Annotated in this window: 22 protein-coding genes; 21 read left to right on the plus strand and 1 reads right to left on the minus strand. The window is 60.2% G+C overall.

Annotation, left to right across the window (positions count from 1 at the left end; translation table 11 throughout):
• The 19 genes from nirJ (at window position 1) to GOW56_RS05330 (ending at window position 18595) form a co-directional block, all read left to right on the plus strand.
• Entirely contained in the window at window positions 1-1215 is a 1215-nt protein-coding gene (gene nirJ / locus GOW56_RS05240; RefSeq protein WP_152460373.1) for a heme d1 biosynthesis radical SAM protein NirJ, read from the plus strand.
• On the plus strand, window positions 1190-2743 hold the full coding sequence (locus tag GOW56_RS05245) for a nitrite reductase (RefSeq protein ID WP_171205199.1): 1554 nt from the start codon (window positions 1190-1192) through the stop codon (window positions 2741-2743). The genes nirJ and GOW56_RS05245 overlap by 26 nt, the downstream gene beginning before the upstream one ends.
• Window positions 2700-2963: a hypothetical protein gene (locus tag GOW56_RS05250; RefSeq protein WP_171119362.1), complete on the plus strand. Its 264-nt coding sequence runs from the start codon at window positions 2700-2702 to the stop codon at window positions 2961-2963. The genes GOW56_RS05245 and GOW56_RS05250 overlap by 44 nt, the downstream gene beginning before the upstream one ends.
• Window positions 2964-3052: 89 nt before the next feature.
• Entirely contained in the window at window positions 3053-3517 is a 465-nt protein-coding gene (locus GOW56_RS05255) for a DUF2946 family protein (RefSeq protein WP_174831718.1), read from the plus strand.
• A gap of 44 nt (window positions 3518-3561) precedes the next feature.
• Window positions 3562-5685 (plus strand): NosR/NirI family protein, encoded by a 2124-nt coding sequence (locus GOW56_RS05260; protein WP_174831731.1) that lies wholly within the window; start codon window positions 3562-3564, stop codon window positions 5683-5685.
• A 14-nt stretch (window positions 5686-5699) separates the two neighbouring features.
• Window positions 5700-7607 carry a TAT-dependent nitrous-oxide reductase gene (gene nosZ, locus GOW56_RS05265; protein WP_152460377.1) on the plus strand — a complete coding sequence of 636 codons (1908 nt, stop codon included), beginning with the start codon at window positions 5700-5702 and terminating at the stop codon, window positions 7605-7607.
• A 3-nt stretch (window positions 7608-7610) separates the two neighbouring features.
• Window positions 7611-8867 carry a nitrous oxide reductase family maturation protein NosD gene (locus GOW56_RS05270; protein ID WP_171205201.1) on the plus strand — a complete coding sequence of 419 codons (1257 nt, stop codon included), beginning with the start codon at window positions 7611-7613 and terminating at the stop codon, window positions 8865-8867.
• Window positions 8857-9750 (plus strand): ABC transporter ATP-binding protein, encoded by an 894-nt coding sequence (locus GOW56_RS05275; protein ID WP_171205202.1) that lies wholly within the window; start codon window positions 8857-8859, stop codon window positions 9748-9750. Before GOW56_RS05270 ends, GOW56_RS05275 begins: the two co-directional genes overlap by 11 nt.
• Window positions 9747-10568 (plus strand): ABC transporter permease, encoded by an 822-nt coding sequence (locus GOW56_RS05280; RefSeq protein WP_171205203.1) that lies wholly within the window; start codon window positions 9747-9749, stop codon window positions 10566-10568. The genes GOW56_RS05275 and GOW56_RS05280 overlap by 4 nt, the downstream gene beginning before the upstream one ends.
• Complete coding sequence (locus GOW56_RS05285) at window positions 10565-11080, plus strand: nitrous oxide reductase accessory protein NosL (RefSeq protein ID WP_171205204.1); 516 nt, start codon at window positions 10565-10567, stop codon at window positions 11078-11080. Before GOW56_RS05280 ends, GOW56_RS05285 begins: the two co-directional genes overlap by 4 nt.
• Window positions 11077-11973 (plus strand): FAD:protein FMN transferase, encoded by an 897-nt coding sequence (locus tag GOW56_RS05290; RefSeq protein ID WP_171205205.1) that lies wholly within the window; start codon window positions 11077-11079, stop codon window positions 11971-11973. The genes GOW56_RS05285 and GOW56_RS05290 overlap by 4 nt, the downstream gene beginning before the upstream one ends.
• A 127-nt stretch (window positions 11974-12100) precedes the next feature.
• The gene (napF, locus tag GOW56_RS05295) at window positions 12101-12616 is read left to right on the plus strand and encodes a ferredoxin-type protein NapF (protein ID WP_171205206.1); all 516 of its coding nucleotides are present in this window, start codon (window positions 12101-12103) and stop codon (window positions 12614-12616) included.
• Window positions 12613-12906: a chaperone NapD gene (locus GOW56_RS05300; RefSeq protein WP_171205207.1), complete on the plus strand. Its 294-nt coding sequence runs from the start codon at window positions 12613-12615 to the stop codon at window positions 12904-12906. The genes napF and GOW56_RS05300 overlap by 4 nt, the downstream gene beginning before the upstream one ends.
• Window positions 12903-15395 (plus strand): nitrate reductase catalytic subunit NapA, encoded by a 2493-nt coding sequence (gene napA / locus GOW56_RS05305; RefSeq protein ID WP_171205208.1) that lies wholly within the window; start codon window positions 12903-12905, stop codon window positions 15393-15395. Before GOW56_RS05300 ends, napA begins: the two co-directional genes overlap by 4 nt.
• Before the next feature lie 27 nt (window positions 15396-15422).
• Complete coding sequence (gene napG / locus GOW56_RS05310) at window positions 15423-16241, plus strand: ferredoxin-type protein NapG (RefSeq protein WP_171205209.1); 819 nt, start codon at window positions 15423-15425, stop codon at window positions 16239-16241.
• Entirely contained in the window at window positions 16238-17155 is a 918-nt protein-coding gene (gene napH, locus GOW56_RS05315) for a quinol dehydrogenase ferredoxin subunit NapH (RefSeq protein ID WP_171119373.1), read from the plus strand. The genes napG and napH overlap by 4 nt, the downstream gene beginning before the upstream one ends.
• Before the next feature lie 12 nt (window positions 17156-17167).
• A complete protein-coding gene (locus GOW56_RS05320; RefSeq protein ID WP_152460388.1) occupies window positions 17168-17605 on the plus strand; it encodes a nitrate reductase cytochrome c-type subunit in 438 nt (145 codons plus the stop codon).
• A gap of 29 nt (window positions 17606-17634) precedes the next feature.
• A complete protein-coding gene (locus GOW56_RS05325) occupies window positions 17635-18324 on the plus strand; it encodes a NapC/NirT family cytochrome c (protein WP_171205210.1) in 690 nt (229 codons plus the stop codon).
• Window positions 18325-18337: 13 nt separating this feature from the next.
• Window positions 18338-18595, plus strand: coding sequence for a hypothetical protein (locus GOW56_RS05330; RefSeq protein ID WP_152460390.1), 258 nt, complete (start codon window positions 18338-18340; stop codon window positions 18593-18595).
• Window positions 18596-18664: 69 nt separating this feature from the next.
• Here the strand turns inward: GOW56_RS05330 and GOW56_RS05335 are convergent, their stop codons facing one another.
• A complete protein-coding gene (locus GOW56_RS05335; RefSeq protein ID WP_171205211.1) occupies window positions 18665-19447 on the minus strand; it encodes a DeoR/GlpR family DNA-binding transcription regulator in 783 nt (260 codons plus the stop codon).
• A 150-nt stretch (window positions 19448-19597) separates the two neighbouring features.
• Here GOW56_RS05335 and GOW56_RS05340 point away from each other — a divergent pair, with 150 nt between their 5' ends.
• Both GOW56_RS05340 and GOW56_RS05345 read left to right on the plus strand, forming a co-directional pair.
• Entirely contained in the window at window positions 19598-22021 is a 2424-nt protein-coding gene (locus tag GOW56_RS05340) for an FAD-dependent oxidoreductase (RefSeq protein ID WP_171205212.1), read from the plus strand.
• A gap of 11 nt (window positions 22022-22032) precedes the next feature.
• Window positions 22033-22965, plus strand: coding sequence for a choline/ethanolamine kinase family protein (locus tag GOW56_RS05345; RefSeq protein ID WP_171205213.1), 933 nt, complete (start codon window positions 22033-22035; stop codon window positions 22963-22965).
• Window positions 22966-23208: the final 243 nt, after the last annotated feature.

Consider the following 23208-nt stretch of genomic DNA (forward strand, 5'->3'; position numbering starts at 1 on the left):
ATGTTCCGCCTGACCGAATACATGCATCAGCTGGTCAAGCCGACACCGGTGCGCAAACGGCGCCCCGGCCCGGTAAAGCCGGTTGTGATCTGGAATCTGACGCGGCGCTGCAACCTGAAGTGCCGCCATTGCTACACCGTCTCGGCGGATGTCGCGTTCCCGGGTGAGCTCAGCCATGAGCAAGCCATGGTAACCCTTGAGGATCTGGGCCAGTTTCGCGTCCCGGCCCTGATCCTCTCGGGTGGGGAACCGCTGGATCGGTTCGATTTCTTCGACATTGCAAAACGCGCCCGTGATCTGGTGCCAATGCTGGCCTTGTCGACCAACGGGACCCGGATCTATGACGAAACCGCCGATATGATAGCGGATGTGGGCTTCAACTATGTCGGCATCTCGCTGGACGGGATCGGAGCGACGAATGACTGGTTTCGCGGCGTCGAGGGCGCTTTTGCGGACGCACTGCGCGGTGTGCGAGAGTGTAAAAAGCGCGGCATCAAGGTTGGCCTGCGGTTCTGCCTGACCGAAGGAACGCAACATCACTTGCCTGACTTGCTGAGCCTTTGTGATGATGAAGGTGTCGACAAGTTCTACCTGTCGCATCTTGTCTATGCGGGGCGCGGCGACAAGAACCGGGGCGAAGATGCCGCGCATCAGCGCACGCGCAAGGGCCTGGATCTGTTGCTGGAACGCGCCTGGGAAGCCGCATCGGGCGGTCGTCCGTTGGATATCGTGACCGGGAACAATGACGCTGATGCCGGATATTTCCTGAACTGGATTCGCACGCATTTCGACGCCGACAAGGCTGCACATGTGCGTGCGCACCTGGCCGCGTGGGGTGGAAACTCAAGTGGTTTGGGTGTTGCCAATATCGACAATCTCGGCCGGGTCCATCCAGACACTTACTGGTCCGATTACACGGTGGGCAACGTAAAGACCAAATCGTTTTCCGAACTCTGGACCGGCGATGATCCGATGCTTGCCATGCTCCGCACCCGCCCACGCCCGCTGAAGGGGCGCTGCGGAGCCTGCGAACTCAAGGACGTGTGCGGCGGCAATACCCGCATCCGCGCCCTGCAATTGACCGGTGATCCCTGGGCCGAGGATCCGGCCTGTTACCTGTCCAACCAGGAAATCGGTGTGGATGATGCAGGGGAACGCCTTCAGGTCACACCGTTTCGGGGGAAAAGCCATGATCCGGCGCATCAGTTCTTTTAAGACACTCACATTCGGTACTTTGTGCTCGGTGTTGCTGGCGGGCACCGCCTGGGCGGATGCCCAATCGGATTACGCCGAACATTGCGCCTCATGCCACGGCGAGAACCGTCTGGGCGGGGTTGGCCCCGCGCTGATCCCTGAAACGCTCAAACGCATGCGGGGTCCCCGGGTTGCTGCGGTAATCGCGGAAGGGCGCGCGGCAACACAAATGCCGGCCTTCTCGCACGAGCTGGATGCTCTGCAAATCGAAGAGCTGGCCGGTTGGTTGAAATCGCCGTTGGAATCCGACCCCGAATGGGGCGAGGCCCAGATATTGGCCAGCCGGACGCTGGACGAGGAATATGTACCGGTGGATGCGCCTGTCTGGGACAGCGACCCGATGAACATCACCTTGGTGGTGGAAACCGGCGATCACCATGTCAGCGTTCTGGACGGTGACACGTTCGAGGTTCTGGACCGGTTCGAAACCCCCTTCGCCGTGCATGGCGGCCCCAAGTTCAGCCCGGATGGGCGGTATGTCTTCATCATGTCCCGCGACGGGTGGGTCCAGAAGTACGACATCTGGGCGCTGAAACAGGTGGGCCGTGTGCGTGCCGGCCTGAACAGCCGCAACATCGCAATGTCGGGCGATGGCAAATGGGTGGCCGTGGCGAATTACCTGCCCAACAGCCTGACGGTGCTGTCCACCGAAGACCTTTCCGTCGCAAAGGTCATCGAGGTCAAAAGCAAGACGGGCCTGCCCAGCCGCGTCTCTGCGGTCTACCAGGCCCCGCCGCGCGAGAGCTTTGTTCTGGCGCTGAAGGATGTGCCCGAGATTTGGGAAGTGTTCTACGGCGCCAATCCCCCGCAATCCGGGCTTGGTCATGATTTCCGCATCGAAGGTCAGTTCAAGAACCCTGATCCTTTCCCTGTGCGCAAGATCACCACGGCTGACTATCTGGACGATTTCTTTTTCGACCAGAGTTATGAATATGTCATGGGGGCGTCCCGCGATGGCAAGGGCGGGCAAGTGATTGATCTGGTGATCGGGCACAAGGTGGCCGATCTGGATTTGCCCGGAATGCCGCATCTGGGCTCGGGGATCACATGGAAACACGGCGATACGACCGTGATGGCCACGCCGCACCTGACAGACGGCGCCGTGTCGGTGATCGACATGCAAAGCTGGGAAACCGTCAAACGGATCAAGACCGAAGGCCCCGGTTTCTTCATGCGCAGCCATGAGAATTCGCCTTATGTCTGGGCCGATGTTTTCTTTGGCCCCAACAAGGACGCGATGCACGTCATCGACAAGCAAAGCCTTGAAATCGTGAAAACACTGCGCCCTGCGCCGGGCAAGACCGTGGCCCATGTCGAGTTCACAAGAGATGGCAGCCACGCGCTGGTTTCGATCTGGGAAGATGACGGCGCGGTGATCGTCTATGACGCGCAGACGCTGGAAGAAATCCGCCGCCTGCCGATGCGCAAACCTTCGGGGAAATACAATGTCTGGAACAAGATCACCTTCTCGGAAGGAACCAGCCACTGAGGGGAAATGGCCGGTTTGGAAACTGGCCATTCTGCTGTATCCGGCCACGGCGTTGACCGTTGCCATCAACCTGTTTTTGCTCGGGCTTATCCTGCACAGCGTCGGGTTCGGCGCAATTGAACCGGTGCCGGCGATCATCTGGTCGATTCCGCTGGGCATCCCTGCGGCATGGCTGGCCGGTCGGTGGCTGCGCGGATTGATGGACGAGGCCGACGGGTAGGTGCAAATTTTCAGGCACCTGACCTAAGTCAAGTCTTCGCCTGGAAGAATCCCCTAAGTTTTTGAAAAGAACGCCGAGCTGGATTCTCAATGCCTACCGTCCGCCCCCCGCATAGCCTGTTTGATCGCGTGTCCCGCGCGGTGTGCGGTTTGGTGGGTATTTTCCTGTTGCTTTTGCAGATGCTTGGCCCGGTGCTTGCGAGTCCCGGGGACAGCATGTGGATCGAGATCTGCTCGGAGGCAGGGGCGGTCTGGGTTGAAGTGGACCTTGAGGAAGGTACTGATGACCCGACCGCGCCTTGCCCGAAATGCGCCGATTGCGCGCTGTGCGCGGTGACAACGGCAGCCCCGCTGCCGGATCTGCCGCTGCTGATGCAATCCGAAAATGTACGGATAGTACCCGCTGCAATCGGGGATCTGTGCATTTTGTACAACTCAAGGCGACTGTGGCCCGAAACCCGAGGGCCCCCGTTCGCGACCCAAGAAGAATTTGAACGCGCCCTGCGCGCGTCCGTGGCGTCCACCCTAGCAATCGGAGGTGCGCCGTGGTCGTAAGTCGCGCAATCCATTTCCTGCTGGCTTTCACTCTGTCCTGCCTGATGGCGATCAACGCCCATGCCGACAGCCTGGCCAGTTTCCTGCCCGACATCGAACCTGCCGATCTGGCCCCCGGCGCCGATGCCTTTGGCCCGGTGCGCGATGACGTCAAGGTCGCCCCCGTCCTGAAGGGCGGCGAGACCGTTGCCTGGGCATTCCTGACCTCGGACTTTGTTGGCACGACGGGCTATTCCGGCAAACCGATCCACGTCGTTGCCGCCATCGACAACGACGCTGTGTTGACCGGTGTGCAACTGGTCAAGCATTCGGAACCCATCGTGCTGATTGGCATCCCCAATTCCCGCATGGTTGAATTGACCGAAGGCTATGCGGGCCTGGACCTGAAGGTTGAAGCCGAAACCGGGGGTGAGGGGCACGACCTCGACATCATCTCGGGCGCGACGGTCACGATCATGGTGATCGACGACAGCCTTGTGCGTGGCGGTATCAAGGTGGCGCGTGCATTGGGTCTGGGCGGCCTGTCGCCGTTGCAGGCCGACGGGCCAAGGCGCGAAGTCGATATGGCGCAGAATGCGGTCTATGACTGGTCGACCCTTTCGGGTGACGGCTCGATCCGGCGGCTGACGCTGGATGTCGGGCAGGTCAATGCCGCCTTCGAGGCCACCGGAGACCAGCGCGCGATCAAGCGCCCGGAACCGGGCGAACCGGATGACACTTTCATCGACATGCATATGGCGCTTGTCTCGGTTCCGTCGATCGGCACGTCACTGCTGGGCGACGCCGAGTACCAGAACCTCGTGAACTGGTTGGACGAGGGCGAACAGGCCATTCTGGTGCTGGGGCGCGGTGCCTACAGCTTCAAGGGGTCAGGCTATGTGCGCGGCGGGATTTTCGATCGGATCCAGTTGATCCAGGGCGACAACTCGGTCCGATTCTTCGACAAACAGCAAGTACGCCTTGGCAAGGTTGCAGCCCCGGATGCACCCAGTTTCACGGAGCTGGACATCTTCAAGATCCCCGCCGATGCCGAGTTCGACCCGACCGAGCCGTTCCGCCTGCAACTGCTGGTACAGCGTGCCGTGGGTGCTGTTGAGAAAACCTTTCTGACATTCGATCTGGGCTACAAACTGCCCGACCGTTACCTGCTGCCCGTCGCAGCCCCAAAGATTGTCGACGATGCGACCGGCGAAGCCGCCGCCAAGGCTGCCCTGTGGCAGCGCATCTGGAAGGATCGCACCGTCGAAATCGCCGTTCTTGGCGTCATGCTGCTGGTCCTGACCGCGACGTTCTTCTTCCAGTTCCACGCGACGATGAATGCGCGGGTCTTCTACTGGTTCCGCATCGGCTACCTGACAATGACCCTGTTCTTCATCGGCTGGTACGCCAACGCGCAGCTGAGCGTGGTGAACCTGATGGCTCTGGCGGGCAGCCTGCGCACAGGATTCTCGTGGGATGCGTTCCTGCTGGACCCGCTGGTGTTCATCCAATGGTTCGCCGTCGCCGCCGCGCTGTTGTTCTGGGGTCGCGGGGCCTATTGCGGATGGCTGTGCCCGTTCGGCGCGTTGCAGGAGTTGACCAACAAGATCGCGCGCGCCCTGAAAGTACCGCAATGGACGCTGCCTTGGGGTCTGAACGAACGCCTGTGGCCGGCGAAATATATGATCTTTCTGGGTCTTTTCGGGCTCAGCTTCATCTCGATCCCGTTGGCCGAGAAATATGCCGAGGTCGAGCCGTTCAAAACGGCGATCATTCTGAAATTCATGCGCGACTGGCCTTTCGTGGTCTTTGCGCTGGTCCTGCTGGGGATCGGGCTGTTCATCGAACGGTTCTATTGCCGCTATCTCTGCCCGCTGGGCGGAGCACTGGCGATCCCTGCCCGTATTCGCATGTTCGACTGGCTGCGCCGCTACAAGGATTGCGGCACGCCCTGTCAGACCTGTGCCAATGAATGCCCCGTTCAGGCGATCCACCCCACCGGTGAGATCAATCCGAACGAGTGCGTCACCTGCCTGCATTGTCAGGTGCTCTACCAGTCCGAGGACAAATGTCCCGTCGTTATCCGCCAGCTGAAACGGCGGGCCAAGACAGGATCGGTCCAGATGAAGACCCCGCTCGGACAACCACCGGCGAACCATCCGAACGCCAAACCGCAATCCGTTTCCTAAAAGGAGGAACGAACATGTCGGAACATGACAACAAACTAACCGTCACACGCCGTGGGATGCTGGGTGCAACAGCAACCGGTGCCGTGCTGGCCGGGACCGGTCTGGGCTCGACCCTGATGACCGCGAAACAGGCGAGCGCCGCGGCCAATGCCAATCTCGAACCGGGCGAACTGGACGAGTATTACGGTTTCTGGTCCTCGGGTCAGACCGGCGAGCTGCGCATTCTGGGCTTTCCGTCCATGCGCGAGCTGATGCGGGTGCCGGTGTTCAACCGCTGCTCGGCCACGGGCTGGGGTCAGACCAACGAGTCACTGAAGATCATGACCGAAGGGTTGCTGCCTGAAACCAAGGAGTTTCTCGCCAAGCGTGGCATGAAGACCTATGACAACGGCGACCTTCACCACCCGCACATGTCGTTCACCGACGGCACCTATGACGGCCGCTATCTGTTCATGAACGACAAGGCCAACACCCGCGTCGCGCGTGTCCGCTGTGACGTGATGAAATGCGACAAGATCACCGAGATCCCGAACGCCAAGGCGATCCACGGTCTGCGTCCTCAGAAGTTCCCGCGCACCGGCTATGTCTTTGCCAATGGTGAAGATGAAACACCGCTGGTCAACGATGGCAGCGTGCTGGACGATCCGTCGCAATACGTGAACATCTTCACCGCGCTGGACGGCGACACCATGGAAGTGGCGTGGCAGGTGATCGTGTCGGGCAACCTCGACAACACCGATTGCGACTATCAGGGCAAATACGCCTTCTCGACCTCGTACAACTCAGAAATGGGCATGAACCTGGCCGAGATGACCGAGAACGAGCTGGACCACGTCGTCGTCTTCAACATCGCCGAGATCGAAAAAGGCATCGAAGCCGGCGATTATCAGGAGCTGAAAGGCGTAAAGGTTCTGGACGGGCGCAAGGGTCAGAACAAGAAATACACCCGTTACATTCCGATCCCGAACTCTCCGCACGGCATCAACACCGCGCCAGACGGCAAGCACGTCTGCATCAACGGCAAGCTGTCGCCGACCGTCTCGATCATGGACGTCACCAAGCTGGACGCCCTGTTCGAAAGCGATGCCGACCCGCGCTCGTGCATCGTGGGTGAGCCGCAGCTGGGCCTTGGCCCGCTTCACACCGCCTATGACGGTCAGGGCAACGCCTTCACCACGCTGTTCCTGGACAGCCAGATCGTGAAGTGGAACATCGACAAGGCCATCCGCGCCTACAACGGCGAGGACGTGGACCCGATCATCTCGAAGGTCGACGTGCACTATCAGCCGGGTCACAACTCCACCTCCATGGGTGAAACCAAGGAAGCCGATGGCAAGTGGCTGATTTCGATGAACAAGTTCTCGAAAGACCGCTTCCTGAACGTGGGTCCTCTGAAACCCGAGAACGAACAGCTGATCGACATTTCGTCGGACGAGATGAAAGTGGTGCATGACGGCCCGACCTTTGCCGAGCCGCACGACTCGATCATCGTTCGCAGCGACATCGTGAACCCGGTCAACGTCTGGGATCGCAACGATGTTACCTGGGAAGACGCCCGCAAACAGGCCGAAGCCGATGGCATCGATCTGGAAGAAGGTGCGGAAGAACCGATCCGGGACGGCAACAAGGTGCGGGTCTACATGACCTCGCAGGCGCCGACCTTCAGCCTTGAGAAGTTCACCGTCAAACAGGGCGACGAGGTCACAGTTTACATCACCAACCTCGATGACGTGGACGACGTGACCCACGGCTTCTGCCTGGGCAACTACGGCATCGCGATGGAAGTCGCACCGATGGCAACCGCTTCGGTCACCTTCACCGCCGACCGTCCGGGCGTGCACTGGTTCTATTGCCAGTGGTTCTGCCATGCGCTGCACATGGAAATGCGCGGCCGGATGCTGGTCGAACCGCAAGGAGCCTGACCCATGCGCTGGCCCCTGCTCATACCGCTCCTGCTCGGCTCGCCCCTTTGGGCGGCGGATTGGGATGTGCCCAACCGGGCGGGGGCCATCAATGAAATACTGGCGCAGGCGGCGGATGGAGACACCCTCCGCCTGAGCCCCGGTGTTTATGCCGAACATCTGGTTCTGGAACGGCCCGTCACCATCGACGGGCTGGGACAGGCCACCATTGACGGGCAAGGCACCGGCAGCGTCATCACCGTGACCGGCCCGGGCGTGACCGTGCGCGGCCTGACAGTGATCGGCTCGGGTTCAAGCCATGACGGGATCGACAGTGGCATCCAGCTGACCAAGACGGCCCGCGCGCCGGTGGTCGAAGACAATGTGCTGCTGGGCAATCTTTACGGCATCGACATTCATGGTGCCAAGGACAGCATCGTGCGTGGCAACCGGATCGAAGGACGTCAGGACCAGCGGATGAATGACCGTGGCAATGGCGTTTATGTCTGGAATGCACCCGGTGCGCGGGTTGAGGACAATGATATCCGCTATGGGCGCGACGGGATCTTCGTGAACTCGTCCAAGAAGAACACCTTTACCGGCAACCTGTTCCGCGATCTGCGCTTTGCCGTGCATTACATGTATGCCGATAATTCGGTGGTCAGCGACAATGTCTCGATCGGCAACGATCTGGGCTATGCGGTGATGTTCACGACCAATGTGAAGGTCGCAGACAACGTCTCGATCGGTGACCGTGAACATGGCGTGATGCTGAACTATGCCAACAAGAGTCAGATCACCGGTAACGTGGTGATCGGTGCCAAGGAAAAGTGCACCTTCCTTTATAACTCCAACAAGAACGAATTCACCGACAACTGGTTCCAGGGATGCGGCATCGGCATCCACTTCACCGCCGGCAGCGAACGCAACCGCATCGTTGGCAATTCCTTCATCGGGAACCGGACACAGGTGAAATACGTCTCGACCAAATGGGTCGAGTGGTCCGAAGACGGGCGCGGCAACTACTGGTCCGATTTTGCCGCCTATGATGTGGATGGCAACGGCATCGCCGATGCCCCCTATCGCCCGAATGACAGTATGGACCATGTGCTGTGGACCCAACCCGCAGCCAAACTGCTGCTCGGCTCTCCTGCCGTGCAGCTGGTGCGCTGGTCGCAATCCGCCTTCCCGGCACTGTTGCCCGGTGGCGTGATGGACAGCAATCCATTGATGCAACCCCCTGAACCCCCAGCTATGGAAAAGGTGCCTCATGACGGATAAGGCCCTGACTATTGACCATGTCAGCAAGGACCGGGGCAAAACCCGCGTTCTTGACGATATCACCCTGTCTCTTGCCCCCGGTCAACGCGTTGCGCTGCTGGGCCATAACGGCGCCGGCAAGTCGACCCTGATCAAATCCATCCTTGGCCTGACGCCGATCCAAGGCGGAGCAATTCGGATCGGAGACGCCACCCCCGGCAGCGCCCAGGCGCGGCGGGAAACGGCGTATCTGCCCGAGGCGGTATCCTTCCACCCGGCCCTGACCGGGCGCGAGCAACTGACCCTGTTTGCGAAATTGTCCGGCACCAGGGCGGATGTGGCCGGTCTGCTGGAGCGCGTAGGTCTGAGCGATGCCCTGGACCGCCGGATCGGCACCTATTCCAAAGGGATGCGACAACGTCTGGGTCTGGCACAGGTGCTGCTGGGTCAGCCGAAAGTGGCTTTGCTGGACGAACCTACCAGTGGATTGGACCCGATCTCGCGCCAGGACCTCTATGCCATCATCGACGAGTTGGCCGCGCAGGGCATCGCCGTGCTGATCGCCAGCCACGCGCTGACCGAGGTCGAGGCCCGTACCGACCGGATCGCAATCATGCGCAAGGGCCGGATGGTGGCTGATGACACGCTGAACAATCTGTCGGCCCTTGCAGGCCTGCCGATCCGTCTGAAAGTACGTGCAAGCGCCAACGCCGACGTGCTGGCCGCCGAACTGGGCGGCAACAGGATCAACGGCGCTTCGGTCGAGCTGCTGTGTTCCCCCGCCGACAAGATGGAGGCCCTGCGCCGGATCGCCGGATTGGGTGATGCCGTGGCGGATGTAGAAATGACCCCGCCCAAGCTGGAAGACCTCTATCGCCATTATGCACAGGAGGAGAGGCCATGACCCGCTTCCTCGCCATTACCCGTACCGAAATGCTGATCCTTCGCCGCAATCGCTGGCTGCTGGTGGCGACGCTGATCATGGTGCTGTTCGCGCTGGCCCTGACCTTCGCAGGCAGCGCACCAACCGGCACACTGGGTGTCGATATGCTGACCGTTTCGGTTGCGTCGATGACCACGCTTTCGGTCTACCTCGCGCCCCTTCTGGCGCTGATGATCTCGTTCGACGCCATCGCCGGTGACGTGGACCGGGGCAGCCTGTCGCTGCTGTTGTCCTACCCTGCGGGGCGCGGAGAAATCCTGTTGGGCAAATTCACCGCACACCTTGCAGCGCTGGCCTTCGCCATGACGGTCGGTTTCGGTACCGCCGGCGCGGTGGCGGCCTTCTTTGGTGGTGCCGGGCCGGAAAGCCTGATGGCGTTGGTCCGTCTCATCCTCACATCCATCCTTCTGGGCGCCGTGTTTCTGGCGCTGGGATACCTGCTGTCTGCCCTGGCTAAGGGGGCCACGGCGGCGGCAGGTCTGTCGGCCGGGCTCTGGCTGGTTTTTGTTGTCCTCTATGATCTGGGCCTGTTGGGGGCTGTCGTCATGGACAAGGGCGGCACCTTTACCCAATCCGTCTTTCCATGGGTGATGGTGGCCAACCCGGCCGACGCATTCCGCCTGTGGAACATCGCCGCGACCGAAGGAGTCGCAATGGCTTCGGGCATGACCGGGGCCGCGCAGGCCCTGCCTGTGTGGGCCGCGCCGGCATCTTTGTTGATCTGGCCAGTGATCGGTTTTGCCCTCGCGCGGCTGGCATTCCGGAGGGTCGAGCCATGAAACCCCTCGTTCTGGTTGCCCTGATCGCGTTGGCGGCCTGCAAGGAAGACCTGGCCGAGGCCCCCGATCCGGTGGATCTGACCCCGGACGCGCTGAGCTATTTCTGCCAGATGAACATCGCCGAACATGGCGGGCCCAAGGGGCAGATCCATCTGGAAGGATATCCCGCACCGTTGTTTTTTGCGCAGGTGCGCGACATGGTGGCATACCTCAAAAGCCCTGAACGTGATGCCGACATCACAGCCGTCTATGTCAGCGACATGGGTATTGCGCCAAGTTGGCGGCAGCCGGGTATCTCGAACTGGATCGCCGCGGATGGCGCGACCTTTGTTGTCGGCGCCAATGTGGCAGGTGGCATGGGCGCCCGCGAAGTGGTGCCTTTTGCCGATCCTGCCGATGCTCAGGCATTCATTGAGATCTACGGCGGAACGGCACTGGGCCTGCCGGACATTCCGGACACCGAAGTGCTTGGCCCTGTCGATCTTGAACTGTCGTTGGAGACCCCCGTATGACCGCCTTGTCGCGCCGCCGATTTCTGATCATCTCAGCCGCTTGTGCTGCGGCCACACCACTTGCGGCCTCGGACGCGCGCTGGCACGGGACCGCGTTGGGTGCTACCGCCAGCCTGCGCCTTGTGGGCCTGACGGACGCCGAAGCTGCACCCATCATGGCCGCCATGGAGACCGAGATTGCCCGGCTGGAAAACATCTTCAGCCTGTATCGTCCGCAATCGCAGCTCAGCCGGTTGAATCGCGATGGTGTGCTGACGGCGCCCGCTCCTGAATTGTTGAAGGTGCTAAGCCTCAGCTCAGCGCTGCATCAGGCATCGGGTGGCGCATTTGATCCGAGCATTCAACCCGTGTGGACGGCATTGGCTGCGGGCACGCGCCCGGATGATCTGGTTGAAGTTCAGCAGGCGATAGGCTGGGAAAAGGTAATTTATGACGCCTCGGCCATTCGCCTTCCGGTGCCCGGAAAATCGGCGCTGACGTTGAACGGTATAGCGCAGGGCGCGATCACCGACCGGATCGCCGACCTGCTGCGTGCTCATGGTCTGCGTGATGTTCTGGTCAATATGGGAGAGGTTGCCGCCCTGGGTGCGCGTGGTGACGGTGCGCCATGGAAAGTGGGATTGGCGGCGCCGGACCAAACGGTTCTGAAGCGGATTGAATTGAACGATCGGGCAGTGGCGACATCTTCAACGCTGGCGACTCAGATCAGCCAGGGAGTCGGACACATCATTACCTTGGATGGGCCTTCAAGCCGCGACAGGACCGTTTCGGTTTCTGCCCCGAAAGCGGCAATTGCGGATGGGTTGTCCACTGCACTTTGCGCGGCATCCGCCGGCAGAGCCAAAGAGATCCTGGAGTTCTTCCCCGACGCCCGTATCGAATTGAACGTTTAATGAAGAATTACAAATCTCAGACCGAACAAAAAAATATAAAAGTATGATATAGGTCAATTCGTGCGCTGCTTAAGGCAGCTAGGAAGTAAGGACGCGAACCTATCAATCCAATTTCGAGTCGCCAGCTATGAGCCAGATGACCAGCAGACGCGCTTTTCTAAGCGCGCGTGCCCTGCGGGAGGACCCAGATGCGATCCGTCCGCCGGGTGCAGTTGCAACTGGCTTCAGCGATCTATGCACACGTTGCGAAGACTGCGCTGCGGCTTGTCCTGAAGACATCATCACATTCGACGATGCCGGTTTCCCCGTTCTGGACCTGTCCGCAGGCGGTTGCACCTTGTGTGGTGACTGCGCTGACATTTGTCCGACCCCGGCGTTGCTGTCGGAACGTGTTGCCGAATGGCCATGGCGCGCACGAATAGATGACTCAAGCTGCCTGTCGACGAACGGCGTAAGCTGTCGCCTGTGTCAGGACAATTGCGAACAGGATGCCATCCGCTTTCGCCTGCAACTGGGCGGACGCGCGGAACCGGCGCTTGAAACAGAAACCTGCATCGGCTGCGGCAGCTGTTCCGCCGCCTGCCCCGCCGGGGCGATCGTGATGCACCGCCCCGCCCCACAACACCCGGAGGTGACCCAATGAACATCTGTGGCTGTCTGGTCCACATCGCCCCCGATTACACCGATGCCGCACGCGCGGCGATGGCCGAAACCCAGGGCGTCGAGCTTCATGCCGAAGCCGAGGACGGCCGTTTCGTAGTTGTTGTCGAGGATACGGCCGACAGGTTGGCCTCGGACACCATCATGGATCTGCACCAGATCCCAGGAGTGATCTCACTGTCACTGACTTATCACCATTTCGAAGATCTCGCGGAGACGGCTCCGCGTCCTGATGCTCCAAGCCAACCGTCCACCAGGAGGCCCATGCAATGACCATCTCTGAATCCCGTCGTACATTTCTGAAAGCGTCCGCAGCGGCAGCCACTGCCTCGGCTGCGGGCATTCCCATGGCCACAGGTCAGGCCAACGCTCAGGTCGGCGCGCCCGATATTCGCTGGGACAAGGCTGCCTGCCGGTTCTGCGGTACAGGCTGTTCGGTTCTGGTGGGCACCAAAGAGGGTCGAGTGGTGGCCACGCAAGGTGACCCCGACGCACCGGTGAACAGGGGCTTGAACTGTATCAAGGGCTATTTCCTGTCCAAGATCATGTACGGCAAAGACCGCCTGACCACACCGCTTTTGCGCAAGACCAACGGCCAGTATGACAAGAATGGCGAGTTCGAACCGGTCAGCTGGGATGAAGCCTTTGATGTGATGGCCGCCAAATGGAAAGAGGCCCTTGCCAAGAAGGGCCCGACCAGCGTGGGGATGTTTGGTTCGGGGCAGTGGACGGTCTGGGAAGGCTATGCCGCCGCCAAGATGATGAAGGCCGGGTTCCGGTCGAACAACATTGATCCCAATGCGCGTCACTGCATGGCCTCGGCCGTGGTTGGGTTCATGCGCACTTTCGGCATTGATGAGCCGATGGGGTGCTATGACGACCTTGAGCACGCCGATACTTTCGTGCTGTGGGGATCGAACATGGCCGAGATGCACCCGATCCTGTGGTCGCGCCTGACCGACACCCGCCTGACGAAACTGGGTTGCGAAGTACATGTGCTGTCGACTTTCGAGCACCGCTCGTTCGAGCTGGCCGATAATGGCATGGTCTTTGCGCCGCAAACCGATCTGGCGATCCTGAACTATATCGCGAACTACATCATCCAGAATGGCGCGGTGAACGAAGAGTTCGTCAAAAACCACGTCAACATCACCAAAACCGCCACCGATATCGGTTACGGCCTGCGGGACAACAACCCCCTGCAACAAGAGGCTGAAAACCCGAACTCGGGCAAGTTGGAGCCGATCAGCTTCGAGGAATATGCCGAAGCCGTTTCGAAATACACGCTGGAATACACCTCGGAACTGTCCGGTGTTCCGGCTGACAAGCTGGAGCGTCTGGCCAAGCAATATGCCGACCCCAACCGCAAGGTGATGAGCCTGTGGACCATGGGCTTCAACCAACATACCCGCGGGTCCTGGGTGAACTCGCTGATGTACAACGTGCACCTGCTGGTGGGCAAGATTTCGGAACCCGGCAACTCACCCTTCTCGCTGACCGGTCAGCCGTCGGCCTGCGGTACGGCGCGCGAGGTAGGCACCTTTGCGCACCGCCTGCCCGCCGACATGGTGGTGATGAACGAAAAGCACCGCGAGATCTGCGAATCCGCCTGGAACGTGCCCGCCGGCACCATTCCTGACAAGCCCGGTTTCCACGCCGTGCTGCAACACCGCAAGCTGAAGGATGGCGATCTGAACGCTTATTGGGTTCAGTGCACCAACAACATGCAGGCTGCGCCGAACATCAACGAGGAAGGCTATCCCGGCTACCGCAACCCGGAAAACTTCATCACTGTTTCAGACCCCTACCCGACGGTCACTGCGGTTTCCGCTGACCTGATCCTGCCCACCGCCATGTGGGTCGAGAAGGAAGGCGCCTATGGCAACGCCGAGCGCCGCACCCAGTTCTGGCGGCAGCAGGTCAAGGCCCCGGGCGAGGCCAAATCGGACCTGTGGCAGGTGATGGAGTTCTCGAAACGCTTCACCGTCGAAGAGGTCTGGGGCGAAGAATTGCTGGCCACCATGCCCGAGCATCGCGGCAAGACCATGTATGACGTTCTTTTTGCCAATGGCAGCGTCGACAAGTTCCCGCTGTCGGAAACCGCCAAAGGCTTTGACAACGACGAATCCGAGCATTTCGGCTTTTACGTGCAGAAAGGTCTGTTCGAAGAGTACGCCAACTTCGGGCGCGGCCATGCGCATGATCTGGCACCATTCGAAACCTACCACCAGGCCCGCGGTCTGCGCTGGCCGGTCGTGGATGGCAAGGAAACGCTCTATCGTTTCCGCGAAGGCTATGACCCCTACGTGTCCGAGGGTGCCGGCGTGGAGTTCTATGGCCACAAGGATGGCAAGGCCAAAATCATCTTTGCGCCATACGAGCCCGCAGCAGAGGAGCCGGATGCGGAATTCGATCTGTGGCTGTGCACCGGTCGCGTGCTGGAACACTGGCATTCAGGGTCGATGACACGCCGGGTGCCGGAACTGCACCGCGCCTATCCCGCTGCCGTGGTCTACATGCATCCGCAGGACGCAAAGGATCGGGGATTGCGCCGGGGTCAAGAGATTGTTCTGTCGACCCGCCGCGGCGAGGTCACCAGCCGTGTCGAAACCCGGGGTCGGAACAAGGTGCCACGCGGTTTGGTCTTTATGCCGTGGTTCGATGAGCACCAGCTGACCAACAAGCTGACGCTGGACGCAACCTGCCCGCTGTCGAAAGAGACCGACTTCAAGAAGTGCGCCTGCAAGGTTGAGCGCGCGTAACCAGCAAGGATCATACGGGGCGTTCCCATGTCTCTTGTCGATAAACCCCTTTCGCCGCAGCGGCGCCGGTTCCTGCAGGACTCGGCGCGGGCGGCGGGCGGCTGCGTGGTCGCCGGATCGTTGCTGGCCTATCTGGCCCGCGACGCCCGCGCCCTGCCCGCCGATGCATTGCGCCCGCCCGGCGCATTGCCCGAGAAGGAGTTCCTGTCGGCCTGCATCCGTTGCGGTTTATGCGTGCGGGACTGCCCGTACGATACCCTGAAACTGGCCGAGCTCGGCTCGGATGCGGTGGCGACGGGAACGCCATTCTTCACCGCCCGGGATGTTCCCTGCGAAATGTGCGACGACATTCCGTGTGTCGCCGCATGTCCAACAGGGGCGCTGGACCCCGGGCTGGAGAATATCGACGATGCCGAGATGGGTGTTGCCGTTCTGGTCGATCAGGAAAACTGCCTGAATTTCCTCGGTCTGCGCTGCGACGTCTGCTATCGCGTCTGCCCCGTCATTGACGAGGCGATCACTTTGGAGACGGCGCACAATACCCGATCGGGTCATCATGCCTTGTTCATTCCAACCGTTCATGCCGAACGCTGTACCGGCTGCGGCATGTGCGAGAAAAGCTGTGTTCTGCCTGAGGCCGCGATCAAGGTTCTGCCAGCACGGCTGGCGCGCGGCAGTTCGGCCGAGCATTACCGCAAGGGTTGGGAGGAAAAGGCAGCCAAAGGCGCGCCGGTGGTCGAGGGGATCATCGATCTGCCGGATCGTTTGCCCGGACCGGGAACCGACAATCTTGCCGCGCCCGGCGGTTTTGCCCCTGAATTTGATCTGCCGGGGGTGGGGCAATGAGTACTCGCACGCACATGCCCGTCGGTCAGGAGGCCGTTGAAGGCAAAGGGTGGATCGGGGCGCATCGCTTTTTGCTGGTGCGCCGCGCAAGCCAGCTGTTCTTTCTGGTTCTGTTTCTGCTGGGCCCGTGGTTCGGCATCTGGATTGTCGAGGGCACTTTGGCGGGGTCACTGACGCTGGGCGTGTTGCCTTTGACTGATCCGTTCATCCTGTTGCAAAGCTTGGTTGCAGGTCATTGGCCCGAAATGACCGCGCTGATCGGTGGGCTGATCGTTCTGATGGTCTATGCCCTGATTGGTGGCCGTGTCTATTGTTCCTGGGTCTGCCCCATAAACCCGGTGACGGACGCGGCCAACTGGGTGCACCGCAAACTGGACCTGCCGAAAGGCTGGCAACCAAAACGCGGCACCCGGCTGTGGATTCCGGCAACCGTGCTGCTGGTCTCGGGCCTGAGTGGTGTGATCGCGTGGGAGCTGGTCAACCCGATCACCATGCTGCATCGCGGGCTGGTATTCGGCATGGGCTTTGTCTGGGCCATGATCGCGGCCATCTTCGTGTTTGACGTTTTCGTCTCACGCCATGGCTGGTGCGGCCATCTGTGCCCCGTGGGCGCGTTCTACGGGCTGATCGGGTCGAAAAGCCTGCTGCGGGTCAGTGCAGCCAATCGCACGGCCTGTGATGACTGTATGGATTGTTATGCGGTCTGTCCTGAAAATCAGGTGATCTCACCCGCGCTGAAAGGCAAGCCGGGAAGCTCGCCCCTGATCCTGTCACCCGACTGCACAAACTGCGGACGCTGCATCGATGTCTGCGCAGTCGACGTCTTCAACTTTACTCACCGGTTCGACGACCATGTCGTTCAACCTTCCGATCCAGTTGCCGCGCCTGAGCCGCGCGCTGCCAGACCTATCTAGGGGAGTGCCAAGATGAAAAGATCAATCGTTACAGGCGGAATTGCCCTTCTACCCGTAGTGTTGCTGAGCGGATGGGCCTTTGCCCAATCCGCTCAAGTCGAAACCCTGCGGGGCGCGGACGTAGACGAGCCGATCCCTTTGGATCAGATTCACAAAAATGTCGAAGGACGGATGCAACGTAATTATCGCCAGCAGCCACCGCTGATTCCGCATTCGATCGAGCAATATCAGATTGATGTGCGCACCAATCAGTGCCTGTCCTGCCATGACTGGTCCAAGGCAGGTGAGCGTAACGCACCGACCCTTTCAATGACACACTATCTGGATCGCGAAGGCCGCGAATTGGACCGCGTCGCCGGGACCCGTTATTTCTGCAACCAATGTCACGTTCCGCAGGCGGACGCACCGCCGCTTGTTGAAAACGTGTTCCAGCCCTCGACCGGCAACTGATCCAAAACAAGACTGAAAGGAGCACCGACATGGCAGACTCCCCCGAAAAACGCGGCTTTCTGGGTCGCCTTTGGAACGCGATCTGGACGCCGGCGGTAATGTTCAGCTCGGGCTTTCTGATCCTTGCCGGATTTCTGGCCGGTATCCTGTTCTGGGGCGGATTTCACTGGACCCTGGAACTGACCAACACCGAAGAGTTCTGCGTCTCGTGTCACACGATGGAAACGAACCTGGGTGAGTATCGCGAGACGATCCACTACAACAACCACTCCGGCGTGCGTGCGATCTGCTCAGACTGCCACGTTCCGGATGAATGGAACCACAAGATCAAAGCCAAGATCATGGCCGTGAAGGACGTCTATCATGAACTGGCGGGCACCATCAGCACACCCGAGAAATACGAGGATCACCGCCTGGCGATGGCCTCGGCCGTCTGGAAGAAAATGAAGGCGTCTGACAGCCGCGAGTGCCGCAACTGTCACAACTTTGACTACATGGACTTCACCATTCAGGAAACCCGCGCTGCCTCGGAACACCAACGCGCCATCGACAACGGTATGACCTGTATTGATTGCCACCAGGGTATCGCCCACAGCCTGCCACCCAACTATCTGGAAACATACGAAAAGGTGACTGCTGGATTGGAAGATGAAGTTGTGCAGGAGCACGCTGCCGCGGGTGACGACATCCGCGATTTCCTGAACAACAGCTCGAATTGATGTGGGGGCAGAGATGTTAGAGTTACTTGGAACCATCGGTGGCAACGTCCTGAGCTTGCCCGGCATACTCGGTCTGGCGCTAGGCATGATGACCCGCAAGCTGTGGCTGGGTGCGGCATTGGGCGGCGCAGTCGGCGTATTCGAAACGCTGGTTTTCGCAGGCTTCCGGTTTGCGCATGTAGAGCCACTGGAACTGATCATCGCTATTGTGGTCGGCGTCTGTGCAGGCAGCCTCGGCACTGCCATTCGCATCAAGGGCGCAACAGCCTGAAACACAGCCGGTTTCACCGTTTCGGTGGAACCGGCTAGTTACGTCGGGCCGGGCAGTGTCGTCACCAAGTCAATGACTGTCTTCTTGTGATTTCACGCCCGCTATCACCAATTCCGCATCTCCGGGCAAGGACTGGAAGGATGCGGGCAATGTGCGATCGGTGATGAGCACGTCTTTTTCTGTCAACCCGGGCAGGCGCAAAGCCGGGCTGGTCTGGGCCTCGTTGAATTTTGTGGAATCAACCGCCATAAAGGTTTGGTCCGCAATATCAGACATCGCGCGGGCCATATCAGCTTCGCATTGATCATAGACCATGAAGCCCTTGCTGGGATGCACCAGTGACGCCGACAATATGGCAGTCCGGGCCGAGAACCCTGCAATTACGTCATAGGCGACCCGGTCGAAAGCGGCGCCGTCGTGGTTGCGCAACTGCGTTCCCGCCATGAAGACCCTGTTGCCCTCTTCCATCGACAACGTGGCGGCGATGAAGGCCGAGTTTGTCACCACAGTGAGGTTTTTGCGCGCGCGAAGTGCCTGAGCAACGAAGCCCGAGGTCGACCCCGTGTCGATGGCAATGGCCGAACCGTCCGGTATCCGCGCCGCAACGGCGTCGGCAATCGCGACTTTGGCGGCACGGTTCTGCGCCATGCGGGCCAGAAACGGAGGATCCAGCACATTTTGAGTGCTGACCAATGCACCATGCACCTTGGACAGGCTGCCCTTGGCGACCATCGGCTTCACGATTCGCCTTACGGTCTGGTCCGACACGTTGAGAATGCGCGCCAGCTCAATGACCGAAATTCGCCCATGCAGGTTTACCGTGCTGAGAATGTCTTGCTCGTATTTCGACATGAAGCGCCGCGATATTTGTTGATTTCATCAGGTTACTTGCAAGGTTGACGCTGTTCAAGCGACTTTTTTCAACACGTTTCAAACATTTTTGTTGCTTTTTGTTGCTTTGCGACTTTTGATGACGACATGTTATTTGAAATGGGTGGACGCATGACAACGCATTCGGTCAGACATCTCGTCATTGGCGGGGGCATCATAGGATGCTCCATCGCGTATCACCTCGCACGGTCCGGTGAGACGGATGTTGTTCTTCTGGAAAGGGCGTCCCTGACCGAGGGGGCTACTTGGCATGCGGCGGGGCTTGTCGGGCAGTTGCGATCATCGCGCAACACGACGCGGATGCTGAAACGGTCCGTGGCGCTGTATGATCGTCTGGCCGAAGAAACCGGGATGAAATTCGACTGGAAGAAAGTCGGAAGCCTGCGCCTGGCGGCAAGCAAAGAGCGGCTTCTGGAAGCAAAGCGCCTGGCGACAATGGCCCGCAGCTTTGATCTGGAGATGGAAATAATCTCGGCCGCCGAAGCCAAGGCGCTTTTCCCCTATGTCGACGCGAAAGGGTTGGAAGGCGCGGCCTTCATCCCCTCGGACGGTCATGTCGATCCCGCAGGCTTGTGTCAGGCAATCGCATCCGGCGCCCGGATGCACGGTGCCCGGATCCGCCAATCCGTAGAGGTCACCGATTTTGAAATCCATAACGATCGCATCACCAAAGTGATGACATCGGAAGGGGATTATGAAGCGGACACCGTCGTTCTGGGCGCCGGAATGTGGAGTCGCGAGCTGGCCGCGAAACTCGGGGTCGTTGTCCCGGCCTGCGCTGTCGAGCATCAATACATCGTGACTGAACCCCTGCCCGACGCCGATCTTGTAAAACGCCTGCCAACCCTGCGGGATCCCGAGCGGCTGGTGTATTACAAACCGGATGCAGGCGGGAGGCTTGTGATCGGCGGGTATGAGGACAACACGCTGCCATTCGGCGACAGGGGTATTCCGGGCGCGTTTGTCCGGCAGCTTTTGCCGGACAACCTGGAGCGGTTTGCCCCCCTTGCCGAACTGGCAGGTCAGGTTACGCCGGTCGTCAACACGGTTGGAATCCGGCAGGTGATCAACGGCCCCATCCCTTATTCCGCGGATGGCGATTTTGTCATGGGATGGGCGCCTGAACTGCGAAACCTGATGCTGGCGACCGGATTTCTGTACGGCATCGCGGCAGGTGGTGGCGCAGGAGAGATGATCGCGGAGTGGATTGTAGAAGGCCGCCCGAGCCTTGATCTGTGGCCTCTGGACGTGCGCCGGTTCAGCCCGCATCACGCCACGCGCGCCTTCATGTATCCTCGCGCGGTCGAGCATTACGCGCATCACTACAAGATGCGATATCCGGGGCAGGAGGCGGAAACGGCCAGAAACCTGCGCCTGTCGCCCCTGCATGAGCGGCTGAAACAACATGGCGCGGTGTTCGGGTCAAAAAATGGCTGGGAGCGACCGCTCTGGTTCGCTCCGGCCGGTGTAGAGCCGGTGGATCAGTTGGATTTCCTGTCGCCGGGTTGGAAAACCTATGCCGAACAGGAACATAAGGCCGCGCGCGACGGGGTCGTTCTGATCGATCAAACCAGTTTCTCAAAGTTCGAACTGATCGGCCCCGGCGCACTGGAAGCCCTTCAAAACCTTGCCGTTTCAAATATGGACCAGCCGGATGGCACGGTGATCTACACCCAATTGTGCAATGATCGCGGCGGGGTTGAAGCCGATATCACCGTCACCCGATTGGGGCAGGACCATTTTTACATCGTCACCGGGTCCGGATTCGGCGTGCATGACGCGGATTGGATCCGACGTCACCTGCCCCGCGATGGGCGCGCGCAGCTGATCGAAATGACGTCGGCACGCGCCGTCATCAATATCTGCGGCCCCAAGGCGCGGGATGTGATGCTGGCCGTCGCGGAAGAAGACGTCTCGAACCAGGCGTTTCCCTTTGCAACGGCCCGAGAGATCACCTTGGGAACGGCAAAGGTTCGCGCGATCCGCATAGGTTACATCGGAGAGCTGGGATGGGAGTTACATATCCCGACCGAGTTCGCCCTGCATGTCTATGACTTGCTTTGGCAGGCCGGTCAGAGCCATGGCATCCGCGACATCGGCTACCGCACGATCGAGTCCTTGCGGCTGGAAAAAGGCTATCTCTACTGGAGCGCCGACATCACCCCCGACTATTCACCAATCGAAGCGGGCCTTGGCGCGCGGGTACATCTGAAATCCAAACAGGGCTTCATCGGGCGACCGGTGCTGGAGGCGCAGAAAGCGACCGGTCCTGACCGGCGGCTCTGTACATTCATCACCGACGAGCGGCTGCCGATCACCGGAGGGGAAACCATACTGCATTCCGGCAAAACAGTCTCGCTGGCGTGCAGCGGTGGCTATGGGTTTACCGTCGGCAAGAGCATCCTCTACGGTTATCTGCCTGCGGGACTGGCTGGTGGGTCAGATTTCGAAGTGGAGGTGTTCGGCGAACGCCACGCCATCCGCCGCGTGGACGGGCCGCTTTACGACCCGGCAAACAGCCGGTTGAAAGCCTGAGGGAGAGAGCGATGCAGAATGAACCAACAAATGAGATTATTCAGGCCCTTCGCAACGTGGCGGGGTTCGAAACCCTTGCCGAGGCGGACATTCACACCCAGCGGCTGGGCGGGTTGACCAATCTGGTCTATCGCGTCGAAGGCGGGCCAAGGACGGTGATCGTGCGCATCCCCGGTGAAGGCACCGAAGCCTATATCGACCGCGCAGTTGAAATCCACAACGCACGGGTGGCGGCGAAAACCGGGGTCGGCCCCGAAGTTCTGTGGGCAGACGCGGCATCCGGCGTGATGATCAGTGATTGCGTGCCCGACATCGTGACGATGACACCCGAGATGTTTGCGACGCGCCCCGGGTCTGCCGCCCGCGCGGGAAAGGCGCTGAGGCAGTTGCACGATGCCCCCGAGCCGTTCAAGTTTCGGTTCGAGCTGTTTTCGATGATCAACGACTACATGAAGGTGGTTGCGGACAAGAACGCTACCCTGCCAGAGGGTTACGCGGACGTCGTGGCCGAGGCGGCCCCAATCCGCGAGGTGCTGCGGGACAAACCCGGGACATTGGTCCCGAGCCACTGCGACCCGCTGTGCGAGAATTTTCTGGATGACGGCCAGCGCATGTGGATCGTGGATTACGAGTATTCAGGCATGAACGATGCCCTTTGGGATCTGGGTGATCTGTCGGTCGAAGCCGGGCTGAACGACGAACAGGAACTAGAAATGCTGACCGCCTATTTCGGAAACGCGCCGAGCGAGGCTCAGATCGGGCGCATGGTGATCTACAAAGCCATGTGCGACCTGCTGTGGACGCTGTGGGGATTGATCCAGCATGCAGATGAAAACCCCGCCGAAGACTTCTGGGCCTATGCCACCAACCGGTTCGAGCGGTGCAAGTCCCTGATGCTGGCTCCGTCCTTTGCGGCCCATGTGAAAGCCGTGGCCGAGGAATAGGGTTTCATCCACGGCCGGATCCGCCCTGGATACCGGATGTTTCCTGCCTCGTCTCAGATCTTTGAGCCGCTTTCCATGGTGCCGGGATGCCCGAGAAGAACGGGCCGGGCAAAATACGGGATGCGCCTGGAGCTTAGATGTTTCCATTCGAAGCACGTTCGGGCGTCGGCTTCTTGCTGGTGCTCGGGTTGTGTCTGCCTTTCTGTCCGGTATCTCATGTCGGCCACGGCACTTTTGCACCTC

It is taken from the genome of Ruegeria sp. HKCCA0235A (assembly GCF_013033235.1).
In the GTDB taxonomy this organism is placed as follows: domain Bacteria; phylum Pseudomonadota; class Alphaproteobacteria; order Rhodobacterales; family Rhodobacteraceae; genus Ruegeria.